The sequence below is a fragment of the Cellulomonas sp. P5_C6 genome (assembly GCF_054049635.1).
In genome coordinates, this window is record NZ_JBFULZ010000010.1 from 23,391 (window position 1) to 39,242 (window position 15,852).

Below are 15,852 nucleotides of genomic sequence, written 5' to 3' on the forward strand. Positions count from 1 at the left end.
CGCCGAACCGCCCGCGGCGTCGCCCCGAGCGTGCGGTCGTCCCTGTGCGTACGGTCCCCGACCGTGAATCGATTCACGATAGCTCGCGGATGGCTTGACACTCGACAGGACACCTCTTTAGAGTGCGTGAATCGTTTCAACGACGAGATGATCTCAGGAGGCCCAGCCATGACCCGCGTGTGCTTCATCTCCCGCGTCCGGCCCGAGCGGCTGGACGAGTACCGGTCCCGGCACGCCGCCGTCTGGCCCGAGATGCTCGAGGCCCTGCGGGACACCGGCTGGCGCGACTACTCCCTGTTCCTCGCCGACGACGGACTGCTCGTCGGCTACCTCGAGACGGACGACTACGCCGCCGCCCAGGAGGCCATGACCCGCACCGCGGTGAACCCGCGCTGGCAGGCCGAGATGAGCGACTTCTTCGTCGCCGACGGCAACCCGGACGAGGGCTTCCGCGTCCTCGACGAGGTGTTCCACCTGGAGGACCAGCTGCTCGCGGCCGGCCTCGCCACCCACTCCCAGGAGCTCCGCGCATGACCACTCTCGACGCACTCGCCCAGCAGACGATCGAGCTCCCCTCGTGGGCGTTCGGCAACTCGGGCACCCGGTTCAAGGTGTTCGCCCAGCAGGGCGTCCCGCGCGACCCCTACGAGAAGATCGCCGACGCCGCGCAGGTCCACCGGTTCACCGGCGTCGCCCCGCGCGTCAGCCTGCACATCCCCTGGGACCTGGTCGACGACTACGACGACCTCGCCGCCCACGCCGCCGGGCTGGGCGTGAGCATCGGCGCGATCAACTCGAACCTGTTCCAGGACGACGACTACATGCTCGGCTCGCTGACGCACCCGTCCGCGGACGTGCGCAAGAAGGCGGTCGCGCACCACCTGCAGTGCATCGACGTCATGCGCGCGACGGGGTCCACGGACCTCAAGCTCTGGCTGCCGGACGGCCTGAACTACCCCGGCCAGGACTCGCTGCGCGCCCGGCAGGACCGGCTCGCGGACTCGCTGGCCGAGATCTACGCGGCCCTCGACCCGAACCACCGGCTGATCCTCGAGTACAAGTTCTTCGAGCCCGCGTTCTACTCGATGGACATCCCGGACTGGGGCACGTCGCTGCTGCACTGCCTGGCGCTCGGGGACCGCGCGTTCGTCGTGCTGGACACCGGGCACCACGCGCCGGGCACCAACATCGAGTTCATCGTCGCCCAGCTGCTGCGCGCGGGCCGGCTCGGGGCGTTCGACTTCAACTCCCGGTTCTACGCCGACGACGACCTCATGGTCGGCTCGGCGGACCCGTTCCAGCTGTTCCGGATCATGCACGAGATCGTGCAGTCGGGCGCCCTGGCACCGACGAGCGGCGTGAACTTCATGCTCGACCAGTGCCACAACATCGAGCCGAAGATCCCGGGGCAGATCCGCTCGGTCATGAACATCCAGGAGGCGACGGCCAAGGCGCTGCTGGTCGACGCCGACGCGCTCCTCGAGGCGCAGACGACGGGCGACGTGCTGGGCGCGAACGGGCAGCTGATGGACGCGTACAACACCGACGTCCGGCCGCTCCTGGCGGAGCTGAGGGAGTCGCAGGGCCTCGACCCCGATCCGATCGGGGCGTACAAGGCGTCGGGGTACGCGGAGAAGATCGTCGCCGAGCGGGTCGGCGGCAACCAGGCGGGATGGGGAGCATGAGCACGGTCGCAGGAGAGCTGGTCGCACGGTCGAACCGACTGGGGGCGGACCCGCGCACGACGAACTACGCCGGCGGGAACACGTCGGCCAAGGGCACGGCGACGGACCCGGTGACGGGTGACGACGTCGAGCTGCTCTGGGTCAAGGGCTCGGGCGGCGACCTGGGCACGCTGACGGAGAAGAACCTGGCGGTGCTGCGCCTGGACCGGCTGCGGGCGCTGGTCGACGTGTACCCGGGGGTGGAGCGCGAGGACGAGATGGTCGCCGCGTTCGACTACTGCCTGCACGGCAAGGGGGGCGCGGCGCCGTCGATCGACACGGCGATGCACGCGCTGGTCGACGCGGTGCACGTGGACCACCTGCACCCGGACTCGGGGATCGCGTTCGCGACGGCGGCCGACGGGGAGGCGCTGACCGAGGAGGTCTTCGGCGACTCGGTCGTGTGGGTGCCCTGGCGCCGGCCCGGGTTCCAGCTCGGGCTCGACATCGCGGAGATCAAGGCGAAGAACCCGCAGGCCATCGGCTGCATCCTGGGCGGGCACGGCATCACGGCGTGGGGCGACTCGTCGGACGAGGCCGAGGAGCGTTCGCTGGAGATCGTGCGGACCGCGGAGGCGTTCATCGCCGAGAAGCTCGCGGCCGGCCCGCACCCGTTCGGTGACGTGGTGCAGGCTCCGCTCGCCGACGACGAGCGCCGCACTCGCGCGGCCGCCCTCGCGCCGGTGATCCGCGGCCTGGCCTCGACGGACCGGCCGCAGGTAGGGCACTACACCGACTCCGGGGTCGTGCTGGACTTCGTGTCCCGCGCCGCGCTGGGTCGCCTCGCGGAGCTGGGCACGTCCTGCCCGGACCACTTCCTGCGCACCAAGGTCAAGCCGCTGGTCGTGGACCTGCCTGCGGACGCGCCGCTGGAGGACGTCGTCGGACGGCTCAAGGAGCTGCACGCGCTGTACCGGGCCGACTACCAGGGCTACTACGACCGCAACGCGACCCCGGACAGCCCGGCGATCCGCGGCGCGGACCCGGCGATCGTGCTGGTCCCGGGCGTGGGGATGTTCTCGTTCGGCAAGGACAAGCAGACCGCCCGCGTGGCCGGGGAGTTCTACGTCAACGCGATCAACGTGATGCGCGGGGCCGAGGCCATCAGCACCTACGTGCCCATCGACGAGGCGGAGAAGTTCCGCATCGAGTACTGGGCGCTGGAGGAGGCCAAGCTGCAGCGCATGCCGGCGCCGAAGCCGCTGGCTACCCGCGTCGCGCTGGTCACGGGCGCCGGGTCGGGCATCGGGCGCGCGATCGCCGAGCGCCTCGCCGCGGAGGGGGCTTGCGTGGTCATCGCGGACCTCAACCTCGAGGGGGCCCAGGAGGTCGCCGCGTCGCTGGGCGGTCCGGACGTGGCCGTCGCGGTGCGGGCCGACGTGACGTCCGAGGCCGAGGTGGCGGACCTGATCGCGGCCACGTCGCTCGCGTTCGGCGGCATCGACCTCGTCGTCAACAACGCCGGCCTGTCCATCTCCAAGCCGCTCCTGGAGACCACGGCCCGCGACTGGGACCTGCAGCACGACGTCATGGCGCGCGGCTCGTTCCTGGTGGCCCGGGAGGCCGCGCGGGCGATGATCGCGCAGGACATGGGCGGCGACATCGTCTACATCGCCTCGAAGAACTCGCTGTTCGCCGGCCCGAACAACATCGCGTACTCGGCCACCAAGGCGGACCAGGCGCACCAGGTCCGGCTGCTCGCGGCCGAGCTCGGCGCCTTCGGCATCCGCGTGAACGGCGTCAACCCCGACGGTGTCGTGCGCGGGTCCGGCATCTTCGCCGGCGGCTGGGGCGCCCAGCGCGCGGCCACCTACGGGGTGCCGGAGTCCGAGCTGGGCGCGTACTACGCCCAGCGCACGCTGCTCAAGCGCGAGGTGCTCCCGGAGCACGTGGCCGCCGCGGTGTTCGCCCTGACCGGCCCGGACCTGGTGCAGACCACCGGCCTGCACGTGCCGGTCGACTCGGGCGTGGCAGCAGCCTTCCTGCGATGAGGCGGCCCGGCGCCGACAACGTCACTTCGTCGCGAGAACGTCACGATGAACTGCCGTTCTCGCGGCGAAGTGACGTTCTCGCGGGCGAGGCGAGCCGGTGAGCGCGTTCGCCGCGGTCGATCTCGGGGCGTCCTCCGGCCGTGTCATCGTCGGGACCGTCGCCGACGAGCGCGTGACCCTGCACGAGGTCAACCGGTTCCCCAACGGACCCGTGCGGGTGGGCGGCTCGCTGCACTGGGACGTGCTCGGGCTCTACCGGGGGATCCTCGACGGGCTGCGGGCGGCGTCTCGGGAGGCCGGGGCGCTCGACGGCATCGGCATCGACTCGTGGGCCGTCGACTACGGGCTGCTCGACGCCGACGGGGCGCTCCTCGGCACCCCGTTCCACTACCGGGACGCCCGGACGGACGGGGTGCCGTCGACGGTGTTCGCGACGATCCCGGCCGCCGAGCTGTACGCGCGCACCGGGCTGCAGGTGCAGCCGTTCAACACGGTGTTCCAGCTGGTCGCCGCGCAGGGCACGGCCGCGCTCGCGCACGCGCGGCAGCTGCTGCTGATCCCCGACCTGCTCGGCTTCTGGCTCACCGGCGAACGCGTCGCCGAGGTGACCAACGCGTCGACCACCGGCCTGCTCGACGCGACCACCCGCTCCTGGGCGCCGGATCTCGCCGAGCGGCTGGGCCTGGACCCCGGGCTGCTCCCGCCGCTGCGTGACGCCGGGGTCCTGCTCGGCCGTGTGCGCGACGATGTCGGGCTGCCGGGGTCGGTCCCCGTGTGGACGGTCGGGTCGCACGACACGGCGTCCGCGGTGGTCGCGGTGCCGGCGTCGGGCAGCGACTTCGCGTACATCTCCTGCGGCACCTGGTCGCTGGTCGGGCTCGAGCTGGACCGGCCGGTGCTCACGGAGGAGAGTCGCGCCGCGAACTTCACCAACGAGGCCGGCGTCGACGGGACCGTGCGGTACCTGCGCAACGTCATGGGCCTGTGGGTGCTGCAGGAGTCGATCCGCACCTGGAACGAGGCCGGCCTGCCCGCGGACCTGCCCGACCTGCTCGCCGCCGCGGCCCGGGTCCCGGCGCTGACCACCGTCGTGGACATCGACGGACCGGCGTTCCTGCCGCCCGGGGACATGCCCGCGCGCGTCGCCGCCGAGGCCGTCCGCACCGGGCAGACGCCGCCGCAGTCGCAGGCCGAGACCGTGCGGTGCATCCTCGACTCGCTCGCGCTGGCGTACCGCCGGGCCGTCCGGCAGGCGGCGGCGCTCGCCTCGCGCGACGTGTCCGTGGTGCACGTGGTCGGCGGGGGCGTGCGCAACGAGCTGCTCTGCCAGCTGACCGCGGACGCGACCGGGCTGCCGGTGGTCGCCGGTCCGGTCGAGGGGGCCGCGCTGGGGAACGTGCTGGTCCAGGCGCGGGCGGCCGGGGTGCTGTCCGGGGGGCTCGGGGACCTGCGGTCGGTCGGTGCGCGCGGGCTCGACCTGCGCCGGTACGAGCCGGGCACGACCGGCGGCCCCACGCAGGCGCAGTGGGACTCGGCGGAGCAGCGGGTGGGCTGACTCGCGAGCGCGGGACGAAGGTCCATAGGCGGGCACGCGCGCGCTTCCTAGCGTGGAGACGAGGCCCCTCGATGGCGTCGGGCCCTGTCCCGAAGGAGTCGTCATGCGCACCGTCGTCGTCACCGGATCGGCATCGGGCATCGGGCTCGCGACCGCAGAGATCCTGCGTGATCGCGGCGAGCGGGTCATCGGGGTGGACCTCCACGACGCGGACGTGATCGTCGACCTCACCACCGTCCAGGGCCGCGCGAGCCTGGTCGAGCAGGTTCGGGAGCTCAGCGGAGGGACGATCGACGCGGTCGTCGCGAACGCCGGCCTGGCCCTGCCGATCCCCGCGACCATGGCCGTCAACTACTTCGGCGCGCTGGCCACCCTCGAGGGCCTCCGGCCGCTGCTGCTCGGCTCGGACGCTCCCCGCGCGGTGCTCACGAGCTCGATGGCGAGCCTCATGCCGCACGACGAGCTGCTGGTCGACGCCGCTCTGGCCGGCGACGAAACGAAGGCGATGGCCCGCGCGCACGAGGTGGTCGACGCCGGCCACGGCGACCTCGTCTACGCGTCGAGCAAGGTCGCGCTCAGCCGGTGGATGCGCCGGGTCGCCGCGACGCCGGAGTGGGCCGGCGCGGGCATCCCGCTCAACGGGATCGGCCCCGGGATCGTCGAGACGCCGATGACGGCCGACCTGCTGGCGACCGACGAGCAGCGGGTCGCGATGGCGGAGATGGTGCCGATGCCGCTGCACGGGTACATGCAGGCCGAGGTCCCGGCCCGCCTGCTGGCGTGGCTGGTCAGCGAGGAGAACACGCACCTGTGCGGTCAGCTGGTCTTCGTCGACGGCGGCTCGGACGCGGTGATCCGGGGCGACAGCACCTGGTGAGGCTGGAGACCGGCGCGAGGTACCGCTGCGGACGGGACCGCGCGCCGGTCGTGCCATCGTGCAACCGACCGGGCGCCCCGGTCGGGGACGAAGGTCCCTCGTTGCCCCCGTCGGCCCGCGGGATGCTGGTTGAAAGGATTCACCGCCCGACCGAGAGGCCCCCGACATGCTGATGGCGACGCCGACCCGCGCGACCTCCCGGGTGCGCGAGGAGATCCTGTACTACTGCCGGGAGTCGGTCCGTTGCGGCCTGAACTTCAACACGCAGGGCAACATCAGCGTCCGCCTGACCGCTCCCGACGGCACCGAGGCGATCGTCATCACCCCGTCCGACGTGCGCTACGACGTGATGACCCCGGACGACCTGGTCGTCGTCGCCATGGACGGCACCGTGCTCGAGGGCGACCTCCTCCCGTCGACCGAGCTGCCCGTCCACCTCGCCCACTACGCGCGCCGGCCGGACGCGCAGGCGGTCGTCCACACCGAGTCCACGTTCGTGAACGTGCTGGGCGTGCTCGGTCGGACCATCGATCCGGTGCTGCTCAACATGGTCCTGTACGCCAAGGGCCCGATCCCGGTCATGCCGTTCGAGTTCTCCACCAACGCCGACTTCGGGCGCCGCAGCGCCGAGCTGATGGGCGACGACGTCAACGCCGTCGTGTGGGCGAACCACGGCCTGCTCGCGGTCGGAAGCTCGCTGAAGCTCGCGTTCAAGGTGGCGGTGGCCGTGGAGGAGAACGCCGAGGTGCTCCACCGCGCGAGCCTGGCCGGGTCGCCGAACGTCCTCGTCTACGACCGCATCGCGATCCCGGAGGGAGCGCGCCTGCCCTGACGCGAGTCAGCCCAGGGTGCCGGCCACCACGAGGAGCACGGGTACGCACAGCACGGTCGTCACGAGGCCGGCGTCCCGCGCGAGCGCCTCGCCGTGCCGGTACTRCATGGCGTAGACGAGGACGTTCTGTGCCGTCGGCAGCGCCGCCATGGCGACGACGGCGAGGAGGGCGTGCGGCGGGAGGCCGAGCGCGGTGCCGAGCGCCCACGCCAGCACCGGCTGCACGACCGTGCGCAGCGCGACGGCCAGGACGAGGTCGCCCCGGGGAGCGGCGGTGTCGACCGTCCGCGGCACGGCCAGCGACATGCCGAACGTGAGCAGCGCGAGCGGCGCGGCGGCGGCGCCGACCAGCCGGAACGGCTCGAAGACCACCTCCGGCAGTCGCCAGGGCAGGGCCGCCAGGACCAGGCCGACCAGGGTCGCGACGATGATCGGGTTGCTCAACGTGCGCCGCAGGACCGGTCCGGGCCGCAGCGGACCGGTGCGGGCGTCGAGCACCGCGAACGCGACGGGCGCCAGGACCAGCAGCTGGAACAGCAGCGTCGGGACGACCGCGACGGCGTCCCCGAGCAGGTAGACGGCCAGCGGGAGCCCAAGGTTGCCCGCGTTCACGTACGACGAGGCGAGCGTGCCCACGGTGACGTCGGCCGACGACCGGCGCCAGGCAGCCCGGAGCACCAGCACCGCGACGAGGGCGACCGTCGCGGTCGACGTCCACGTGACCACGGCCGTCCGCGACAGCAGCAGGTGCAGGTCGGCGTGCGCGACCGTGGTGACCAGGAGCGCGGGGGTGGCCACGGCGAACACGACCCGGGCGAGCACGGGCGCGGCGCGCTCGCCGAGGACGCCCCGCCGGGCGAGCACCCAGCCGAGCGCGATGACCGCGCCCATGGTGCCCAGCGCCGTGAGCACGGCGGTCATCGGGAGATCACGTGCCCGATCCTCGCACGCGGTTCTTCAGCCGGAAAGCGCTTGCCTCGACCGCGGCCCGCGTGGCACGATCGGGGGGACGCGCAGGTCACGCGCGCGTCCCGCACACGAGGGAAGGCAACGATGCCGGCAGTCGCACTGGTCACCGGGGGCAATCGGGGGATCGGCCTCGGGATCACGCAACGGCTGCTCGCCGACGGCTTCGCCGTGTCGATCCTGGCCACGCGCGAGGAGCCGACCGAGCTGCTGGAGTCGTTGGACGCGCCCGGTCGGGTGCGCTACGTGCGCGGCTCGGTGGCCGACCTCGAGGACCACGCCCGGTTCGTCGACGACGCGGTCGAGGCCTGGGGTCGCCTCGACCTGCTCGTGAACAACGCCGGGGTCGCTCCCGCCGTGCGGGCGGACCTCCTCGAGGCCGGCCCCGAGAGCTTCGACCGGGTGCTCGGCATCAACCTGCGCGGGCCGTACTTCCTCACGCAGACGTTCGCGAACAGGGTCATCGCGCTCGGGGCGGACCGTCTCCCTCGGGCCACCATCGTCAACGTCTCGTCCATCTCCGCCACTGCTGTCTCCACCAACCGCGGCGACTACTGCGTCTCCAAGGCGGGCGTCGCCATGGCCACCCAGCTGTTCGCGGTCCGCCTGGCCCCCGAGGGGATCGTCGTCTACGAGGTCCGACCCGGGGTCATCGCCACCGACATGACCGCGGGCGTGACCGAGAAGTACGACGCGATGATCGAGAACGGGCTCGCGCCGATCAACCGCTGGGGCAGGCCGTCCGACGTCGCAGGCGCCGTCTCGATCCTCGCCTCCGGCCAGACCCCGTACTCCACCGGCGAGGTGTTCCACGTCGACGGCGGCATGCACATCCCGGTGCTGTGATGTCGATTGAGCTGGACGGCGTCCCCGTCGTCACCGTGAACACGGTCGTCGTCGGCACCGGCTCGGCCGGCTTCTGCGCGGCGGACCGCCTGTGGGAGCTGGGCCAGACCGATCTCGTCATGGTCGCCGACAAGGTCAACGCGGGCTCGTCGCGGAACGCCGGGTCCGACAAGCAGACGTACTACAAGCTCACGCTCTCGGGCGGCGACGGCGACTCCGTGCGGGAGATGGCCGAGACCCTCTACTCCGGCGGCGCCATGGACGGCGACAACGCGCTCGCCGAGGCCGCCCTGAGCGCCCGCGGGTTCCTGCGCCTGTGCGACCTCGGCGTCCCGTTCCCGCAGAACCGGTACGGCGAGTTCATCGGCTACAAGACCGACCACGACCCGCGGCGTCGGGCCACGTCCGTCGGGCCGTACACCAGCCGGTCGATGGTCGAGCAGCTGGAGAAGAAGGTCCACCGCAACGGCACGCGGATCTACGACGAGTGCCGCGTGGTGGACGTGATCGTCCAGGACGGCGCGGTCGCCGGGCTGCTGGTGCTCCGGACCGACGTCCCGCACGACGGCGCCGAGAGCCCGTTCCTGCTGTTCCGCTGCACCAACCTCGTCTACGCGACCGGCGGACCGGCCGGGATGTACGCGACACGCGTCTTCCCGAACGGCCAGTGGGGCGCGTCCGGCGCCGCCTACCGCGCGGGCGTGCACGGCAAGAACCTCACCGAGTGGCAGTTCGGCCTGGCCTCGACCCACCCCCGTTGGAACGTGTCCGGCACGTACATGCAGGTCATCCCGCGCTTCGTGTCGACGGATGCTGACGGCGGGGACGAGCGCGAGTTCCTGACGGAGACCATCCCCGACTACGGGCGGCTCATGTCGCTGGTGTTCCTCAAGGGGTACCAATGGCCGTTCGACATCCGGAAGGCGCGCGACGGCTCGTCGCTGATCGACCTGCTGGTCTACCGCGAGACGGTGCTGCGCGGGCGGCGGGTGTTCCTCGACTTCCGGCGCAACCCGGTGCATGCGGAGCTCGACCCGACCGCGCTCAGCCCTGAGGCGCACGACTACCTCGACCGCGCGGGCGTGCTGTTCGGGACGCCGATCGAGCGGCTGCGGCGCATGAACGAGCCCGCGTACCAGTTCTACCTGGGCAAGAACCCGTACGTGGACCTCGAGACGACGATGCTCGAGGTCGACGTCTGCGCGCAGCACAACAACGGCGGGCTCGTCGTGGACGCCTGGTGGCAGTCCAACGTCGAGGGCTTCTTCCCGGTCGGCGAGGCGGGCGGCGCGCACGGKGTCTACCGGCCCGGCGGCGCGGCGCTGAACAGCGGGCAGGTGGGCGCGACCAGGGCGGCGCAGTTCATCGCGGCGCGACGCGCGTCGGCACCCGCGCCCTTCGACGACGCCGCCATCCCCGTCCTCGAGGCCGCCCGGGACCTGGTCGCCGCGTCGTCGGCGCGCGCGGACTCCGGCATCCCCGACAACACCGGCGACCTCCTGCGCGAGGTCCAGGTGCTCATGAGCGCGAAGGCCGGCCCGGTCCGCTCCGCCGCGTCGATCGACGAGGCCCTGGCCCAGGTGCACGAGTGGCTCACCGCGTACGAGTCCACGGTCTCCGCCGATGCCTCCTCGCGCCGCTCGATCAACCGGGTCTTCCTGGTCCGCGACATCCTGACCAGCGCGTACGTGTACCTCTCGGCAATGGCCGACTACGTCGCGCACGGCGGGCGGTCCCGCGGCTCGGTGCTCTACACCGACCCCGCCGGCGAGCTCCCGCACGGGCTGCCCGCCCTCCCGGACGTCTTCCGGTTCACGCTGGACGCCGGCGCACTCGACGACGAGGTGCAGGAGACGTCGTGGGTGCCGGCTCGTGGATGGCGCCCGGTCGTCCCGCGGGCGTCCGACGACCCCGCCGGCGAGCCCGTGTTCCGCTGGCGGCCGCGCCGGCCGATCCCCGAGGACGACGACTTCTTCGAGAACGTGTGGCGCGAGTTCCGCGAGCACGGGAACGTCCTCTGATGGGGTTCCCGGCCACGATCCCGCTGCCCGATCCGCGCGTCGAGATCCGCGGCGCTGCCTGGCTCGAGGAGTCCCTCGACGGCGTGCTCCCGCACCGGCTCCCGGCGTGGGCGCGACGTCAGTTCCCCGACGGCTTCATGGCCATGGTGGAGGCGCAGCCCGCCGGTGTCCGCCTGCGCTTTCGGACCGCCGCGCGCACGGCCGACCTGACCGTCCGGGTGCTCCGGGTCGCCGTCGAGCACGCGCCGCCGGGAGCGCCCCAGCCGTACGACGTCCTGGTCGACGGGGCGGTCGTGCCGCAGTCGTCGGCCGTCGCGTCCGAGGCCGGCGTGCTGCTGCTCGAGCCACTCGCCGGCACGACCGTCGAGCTGCCCGGGCCGCCCGGCACCGTCCACCTCGTGCTCGGCGGGGACGGCACCAGCGAGCGGGACGTCGAGATCTGGCTGCCGCCGGGGGAGACCACCCGGCTCGTCGCGCTCAGCACCGACGCGCCGGTCTCGACGCCCCGACCGGTGGACCGCCCCCGATGGGTGCACCACGGCTCGTCGATCAGCCACGGCGCCGGCGCGGCGTCGGCCCTCGGCGCCTGGCCGACGGTCGCCGCGCGTGCCGCCGGGCTCGACCTGGTCAACCTCGGGTTCTCGGGCAACGCCGTGCTGGACCCGTTCGTCGCGCGCGCCGTCCGGGACCAGCCCGCCGACATCGTCTCGCTCAAGCTCGGCATCAACGTGGTCAACCACGACGCCATGCGCCTGCGGGCGTTCGTCCCGGCGGTGCACGGGTTCCTCGACACCATCCGCGAGGGTCATCCGACCACGCCGCTCGTCGTCGTCTCGCCCCTGCTGTGCCCGCTCGTCGAGACCACCCCGGGTCCGACCTCCCTCGACCCGGCGGACCCGTCGGTGTTCCGCACCCTCGGTCACCCGTCCGAGGTCGCGGCCGGCAAGCTCTCGCTCACGGTGATCCGGTCGGCGCTCGCGGCCGTGGTCGCGTCGCGTGCCGACGCGGCCCTCACCTACGTCGACGGCACCTCGCTCTACGGCTGGCCCGACTGGGACGACCTGCCGATGCGCGACCTCATGCACCCCGACGCGGCGGCGCACCGGCTGATCGGGAAGCGGTTCGGCGCGGTGCTCGGGGACGTGCTGGCGTAGGTCGCCGCGTCGTCCTCAGAGCCCGTCGATGATGCGCTGGCGGATCTCTCCGAGCTCGTCGGCCGTGATCAGGCCGCGATCGTGCAGGTCCTGGGCCTCCGCGAGCCTGGCCTCCGCTGAGCGGTCGCTCGGGTGCTCGGGTGCACGGTCGGACGCCCGCTCGGGAGCGAGCAGCCGGCTCGTCCGGGCCTGGGCGAGAAGCTGGGCCTCCGCCGTGAACGGGTCGAGGCCCGCCTTCCGCAGGACCGACGCCTTGCGGACGGCGGTCACCACCGAGAAGACGATCCCCAAGACGATGATGATCGGGATGATGACCGCCGCCGCGCTGAACGTCGCGTCGAAGGCTGTGGGGGCGAGCGGGTCCATCGCGGGTCCTCCGGCGGTCGGCGTCGACGTCGACACACGCTAGCGGCGGCGACCCCCGCCCGTCAGAGGAATGGCTGGACGTGCTCCAGGTAGCGCGCCGAGAGCGTCGCGACCGTCTCGTCGCCGGGCGCGTCCCAGACCGACTGGTTGAAGATCTCCACCTCGACGTCGCCCGTGTAGCCGGTCTCGGCCACCCACCGCGTGATCGTCGGGAAGTCGATGAAGCCGTCGCCCACGTGCCCGCGGGACAGCAGGGCATCGGACGCCAGGGGCAGGATCCAGTCGCACACCTGGTAGCCGGCGATCCGGCCCGCCGCGCCGGCCCGCGCGATCTGCCGGCGCAGGTCCGGGTCCCACCACACGTGGTACGTGTCGACGACGACGCCGACGACGTCCGCCGGGAACGGCTCCGCGATGTCGAGGGCCTGGCCCAGCGTCGAGATGACCGCCCGGTCGGCGGCGAAGATCGGGTGCAGCGCCTCCAGCACGAGCCGCACGCCGTGCCCGGCCGCGAACGGAGCGAGCTCCCCGATGCCGTCGGCCACCCGCCCCCGGGCGGCGACCAGGTCGCGCCCACCCGTCCCCGGCCGCGCCGGACGGCCGGGCTCGGTGGACGCCGGGAGGCCGCCCACGACCATGACCAGCTCGCGCGTGCCCAGGGTCGCCGCCTCGACGATCGCGCGGCGGTTGTCGTCGAGCGCGGCCTTGGCGTCGGCGTCGTCCTCCGCGGTGAGGAAGCCGCCGCGGCACAGCGACGAGACGCGCAGACCGGCGTCGGCGACGATCTTGGCCGACTCGGTGACACCCGCCTCGTGCACGCGGTCGCGCCAGAGGCCGATGGCGGGCAGGCCCCCGCGCACGGCGCCGTCGACCGCCTCACGCAGCGTCCACGACTTCGTGGTCGCCGTGTTCAGGGACAGCCGGCTCAGGTCACCGGTCGCTGCGCGTCCGGAGGTCACGGCGTGGTCCGCGCTCACAGCGTGATCGTCGGGACGTCGAGCCGGCGGCCCTCCGCCGACGACCGCAGACCCAGCTCGGCCAGCTGCACGCCGCGGGCGGCCGACAGCAGGTCGAACCGGTGGGTGCGCCCGGCGACGACGTCGCGCAGGAACTCCTCCCACTGCAGCTTGAAGCCGTTGTCGAGGTCGCCGTTCGCAGGCACCTCGAGCCACTGGGCGCGGAACGACTCCGTGACGGGCAGGTCGGGGTTCCAGACGGGCTTCGGCGTGTGCGCGCGCTGCTGGGCGACGCACTTGTTCAGTCCGGCGACCGCCGAGCCGTGCGTCCCGTCCACCTGGAACTCCACCAGCTCGTCGCGGTACACGCGGACGGCCCACGACGAGTTGATCTGCGCGACCACCGGGTCGCCGTCGGGCGTCTCGATCTCGAAGATCCCGTACGCCGCGTCGTCGGCGGTCGCGTCGTACGCCTCGCCCCGCTCGTCCCAGCGCGTCGGGATGTGCGTGACGGCCTGCGCGTTCACCGTCCGGACCGTGCCGAGGATGCCCTCCAGCACGTAGTTCCAGTGGCAGAACATGTCGACGACGATGCCGCCGCCGTCCTCCTTGCGGTAGTTCCAGCTGGGTCGCTGGGCCTCCTGGCCGTCGCCCTCGAACACCCAGTAGCCGAACTCGCCGCGCAGCGACAGGATCCGGCCGAAGAAGCCCTCGTCCACCAGCCGACGCAGCTTGACCAGGCCCGGCAGGTACAGCTTGTCGTGCACGACGCCCGCCGTGACGCCCGTGCTCTCGCGCAGCCGCGCCAGGTCGATCGCGTCCGCCAGCGTCTCGGCCGTCGGCTTCTCCGTGAAGACGTGCTTGCCGGCCTTCATCGCCGCGGCGAGCGCCTCGTACCGGCGGCTGGTCACCTGCGCGTCGAAGTAGATGTCGACCGTCGGGTCCGCGATCACGGAGTCCGCGTCGGTGGTCCAGTGCTCGACCCCGTGCAGCTCTGCCAGCTCCCGGACCTTCTCCGCGTTGCGGCCCACGAGGATCGGCTCGACCTGCACCCGCGTGCCGTCCTCGAGCGTGACCCCGCCCTGGTCGCGGATCGACAGGATCGAGCGGACGAGGTGCTGGCGATAGCCCATCCGACCGGTGATGCCGTTCATCCCGATGCGCAGGGTGCGAGTGGTCATGGGTGCTGCTCCGAGGGTTCGGGACCGCGTTGTCGGTCGGAGTGGAATGCGCTTTCCAATGTAGCGCATCCCGGTCCGGTCGCGTCAAGGGGATGAGGCGGGCGGCCCGACCCGACTCGGCCCGACTCGACCCGGCCAGGCGCGGGGGGAGAGGTCATCTAGGTGAAGACTTCGTCGCGCCAGGCGCGACAAAGTCTTCAACCAAGCCTCACACCGCGACGAAGTCGTCGCGCAAGCCCCAACCGCGACGAAGTCGTCGCGCAAGCCCCAACCGCGACGAAGTCGTCGCGCAAGCCCCAACCGCGACGAAGTCGTCGCCCAACCCCCAACCGCGACGAAGTCTGCAACCAAGCCTCGGCTCGGTGGCGCGATCGGCCGAGGTCAGGTGCGGACGGTGACCAGGTCCGCGACGGCCGCGCGCACGGCGACCCGGAACGGCGTCGAGTCCGCCAGGTCGTCACCGAACACCGGGCGGACGGCGAGCATCCGGTCCGCGAGCGTGTCGAGCGGGCCGGCCGCGGCCTCCGCGAGCGTGGTGGCCAGCGGGTCGTCGAGCGCGATGCGCCGCCCGTCGACCGTCAGGTCGCCCTGCGTCGTCGCGTGCACGTACGCGATCCAGGCGGCGACCGTGCCGGCGGCTGACACGGGCACCGCGCCGGCGGCGAGCCGGTCGCGCACGGTGCCGAGCAGTCGTTGCGGGAGCTTCTGCGACCCGTCCATCGCCACCTGCACGGTGGTGTGCCCGGTGTTCGGGTTGGCGAACCGCTCGAGCACGTCGTCCCGGTACCGCGCGAGGTCGAGGCCGTCAGGCGCCACCAGGGTCGGCAGGACGTCCTCGTCCACCAGCGCGCGGACCGCACCGGCCAGCTCCGGGTCGGCCACCGCCTGCGCGATCGTCGCGTGCCCCCGCAGGGCGCCGAGGTACGCGAGCGTCGAGTGGCTCGCGTTCAGCACCCGCAGCTTCGCGCGCTCGAACGGAGCGACGTCGGTGGTGAGCGTGGCCCCGGCGCGCTCCCACGCCGGTCGAGGTCCGGCGAACGAGTCCTCGACGACCCACTGCGAGAACGGTTCACCCACCACCAGGCCGGCGTCCGTCAGGCCGAGGAGCCCGAGCGCCTCGTCGCGGTGGGCGTCGGAGGTGGCGGGAACGATCCGGTCCACCATCGTCCCGGGGAACCGGACCGAGCCCTCGATCCACCCCCGCAGAGCCTCCCCGCCCGGGACGGCGTCGAGCGCAGCGCCGACCAGCGCGCCGAGCACGGCGCCGTTGTCCGCGAGGTTGTCGCAGCAGACCACGGTGAGCGGGCCGGAGTCGCGGCGCCGGCGCAGGGCCAGGCCGCGCAGGAGCAGGCCGACCGGCGAGCGCGCCGGCGCCGGGTCGGT

14 protein-coding genes are annotated in these 15,852 nt (G+C 72.7%); 9 read left to right on the forward strand and 5 right to left on the reverse strand.

Translation table 11 applies throughout. From position 1 onward, the window contains the following. Positions 1-168: 168 nt before the first annotated feature. From ACXJKG_RS02325 to ACXJKG_RS02350, 6 genes are all read left to right on the forward strand, one after another. Complete coding sequence (locus ACXJKG_RS02325; protein WP_456844145.1) at positions 169-534, forward strand: L-rhamnose mutarotase; 366 nt, start codon at positions 169-171, stop codon at positions 532-534. Further along, complete coding sequence (gene rhaI / locus ACXJKG_RS02330) at positions 531-1,685, forward strand: L-rhamnose isomerase (RefSeq protein ID WP_456844146.1); 1,155 nt, start codon at positions 531-533, stop codon at positions 1,683-1,685. Before ACXJKG_RS02325 ends, rhaI begins: the two co-directional genes overlap by 4 nt. Continuing rightward, a complete protein-coding gene (locus ACXJKG_RS02335; protein ID WP_456844147.1) occupies positions 1,682-3,715 on the forward strand; it encodes a bifunctional aldolase/short-chain dehydrogenase in 2,034 nt (677 codons plus the stop codon). The genes rhaI and ACXJKG_RS02335 overlap by 4 nt, the downstream gene beginning before the upstream one ends. Positions 3,716-3,812: 97 nt before the next feature. Beyond that, complete coding sequence (locus ACXJKG_RS02340) at positions 3,813-5,270, forward strand: rhamnulokinase (RefSeq protein WP_456844148.1); 1,458 nt, start codon at positions 3,813-3,815, stop codon at positions 5,268-5,270. Positions 5,271-5,373: 103 nt separating this feature from the next. After that, positions 5,374-6,147, forward strand: a complete 774-nt coding sequence (locus ACXJKG_RS02345) for an SDR family oxidoreductase (protein WP_456844149.1) — start codon at positions 5,374-5,376, stop codon at positions 6,145-6,147. 166 nt (positions 6,148-6,313) lie between these two features. Beyond that, positions 6,314-6,979: a class II aldolase/adducin family protein gene (locus tag ACXJKG_RS02350; protein ID WP_456844150.1), complete on the forward strand. Its 666-nt coding sequence runs from the start codon at positions 6,314-6,316 to the stop codon at positions 6,977-6,979. 6 nt (positions 6,980-6,985) lie between these two features. On the opposite strand, the gene ACXJKG_RS02355 is transcribed toward ACXJKG_RS02350, so the two are convergent. Next, entirely contained in the window at positions 6,986-7,900 is a 915-nt protein-coding gene (locus ACXJKG_RS02355; protein ID WP_456844151.1) for an AEC family transporter, read from the reverse strand. A gap of 132 nt (positions 7,901-8,032) precedes the next feature. Between ACXJKG_RS02355 and ACXJKG_RS02360 the strand changes: the two genes are divergently transcribed. Genes ACXJKG_RS02360 through ACXJKG_RS02370 form a run of 3 tightly spaced genes read left to right on the forward strand, consistent with a single transcriptional unit; the run spans position 8,033 to position 11,966 of the window. Next, entirely contained in the window at positions 8,033-8,791 is a 759-nt protein-coding gene (locus ACXJKG_RS02360) for a 3-ketoacyl-ACP reductase (protein WP_456844152.1), read from the forward strand. Continuing rightward, positions 8,791-10,812 carry an FAD-binding protein gene (locus tag ACXJKG_RS02365; protein ID WP_456844153.1) on the forward strand — a complete coding sequence of 674 codons (2,022 nt, stop codon included), beginning with the start codon at positions 8,791-8,793 and terminating at the stop codon, positions 10,810-10,812. The genes ACXJKG_RS02360 and ACXJKG_RS02365 overlap by 1 nt, the downstream gene beginning before the upstream one ends. After that, positions 10,812-11,966, forward strand: coding sequence for a GDSL-type esterase/lipase family protein (locus tag ACXJKG_RS02370; RefSeq protein ID WP_456844154.1), 1,155 nt, complete (start codon positions 10,812-10,814; stop codon positions 11,964-11,966). The genes ACXJKG_RS02365 and ACXJKG_RS02370 overlap by 1 nt, the downstream gene beginning before the upstream one ends. A gap of 15 nt (positions 11,967-11,981) precedes the next feature. Here ACXJKG_RS02370 and ACXJKG_RS02375 read toward each other — a convergent pair whose 3' ends face one another. The 4 genes from ACXJKG_RS02375 to ACXJKG_RS02390 form a co-directional block, all read right to left on the reverse strand. Then, the gene (locus tag ACXJKG_RS02375; RefSeq protein WP_456844155.1) at positions 11,982-12,332 is read right to left on the reverse strand and encodes an SHOCT domain-containing protein; all 351 of its coding nucleotides are present in this window, start codon (positions 12,330-12,332) and stop codon (positions 11,982-11,984) included. A 62-nt stretch (positions 12,333-12,394) separates the two neighbouring features. Beyond that, a complete protein-coding gene (locus ACXJKG_RS02380) occupies positions 12,395-13,309 on the reverse strand; it encodes a sugar phosphate isomerase/epimerase family protein (RefSeq protein WP_456844156.1) in 915 nt (304 codons plus the stop codon). Continuing rightward, positions 13,306-14,469 carry a Gfo/Idh/MocA family protein gene (locus ACXJKG_RS02385; RefSeq protein ID WP_456844157.1) on the reverse strand — a complete coding sequence of 388 codons (1,164 nt, stop codon included), beginning with the start codon at positions 14,467-14,469 and terminating at the stop codon, positions 13,306-13,308. The genes ACXJKG_RS02380 and ACXJKG_RS02385 overlap by 4 nt, the downstream gene beginning before the upstream one ends. 381 nt (positions 14,470-14,850) lie before the next feature. Then, positions 14,851-15,852: mannitol dehydrogenase family protein (locus ACXJKG_RS02390; protein ID WP_456844158.1), on the reverse strand; the 1,002-nt coding region annotated here is incomplete at its 5' end.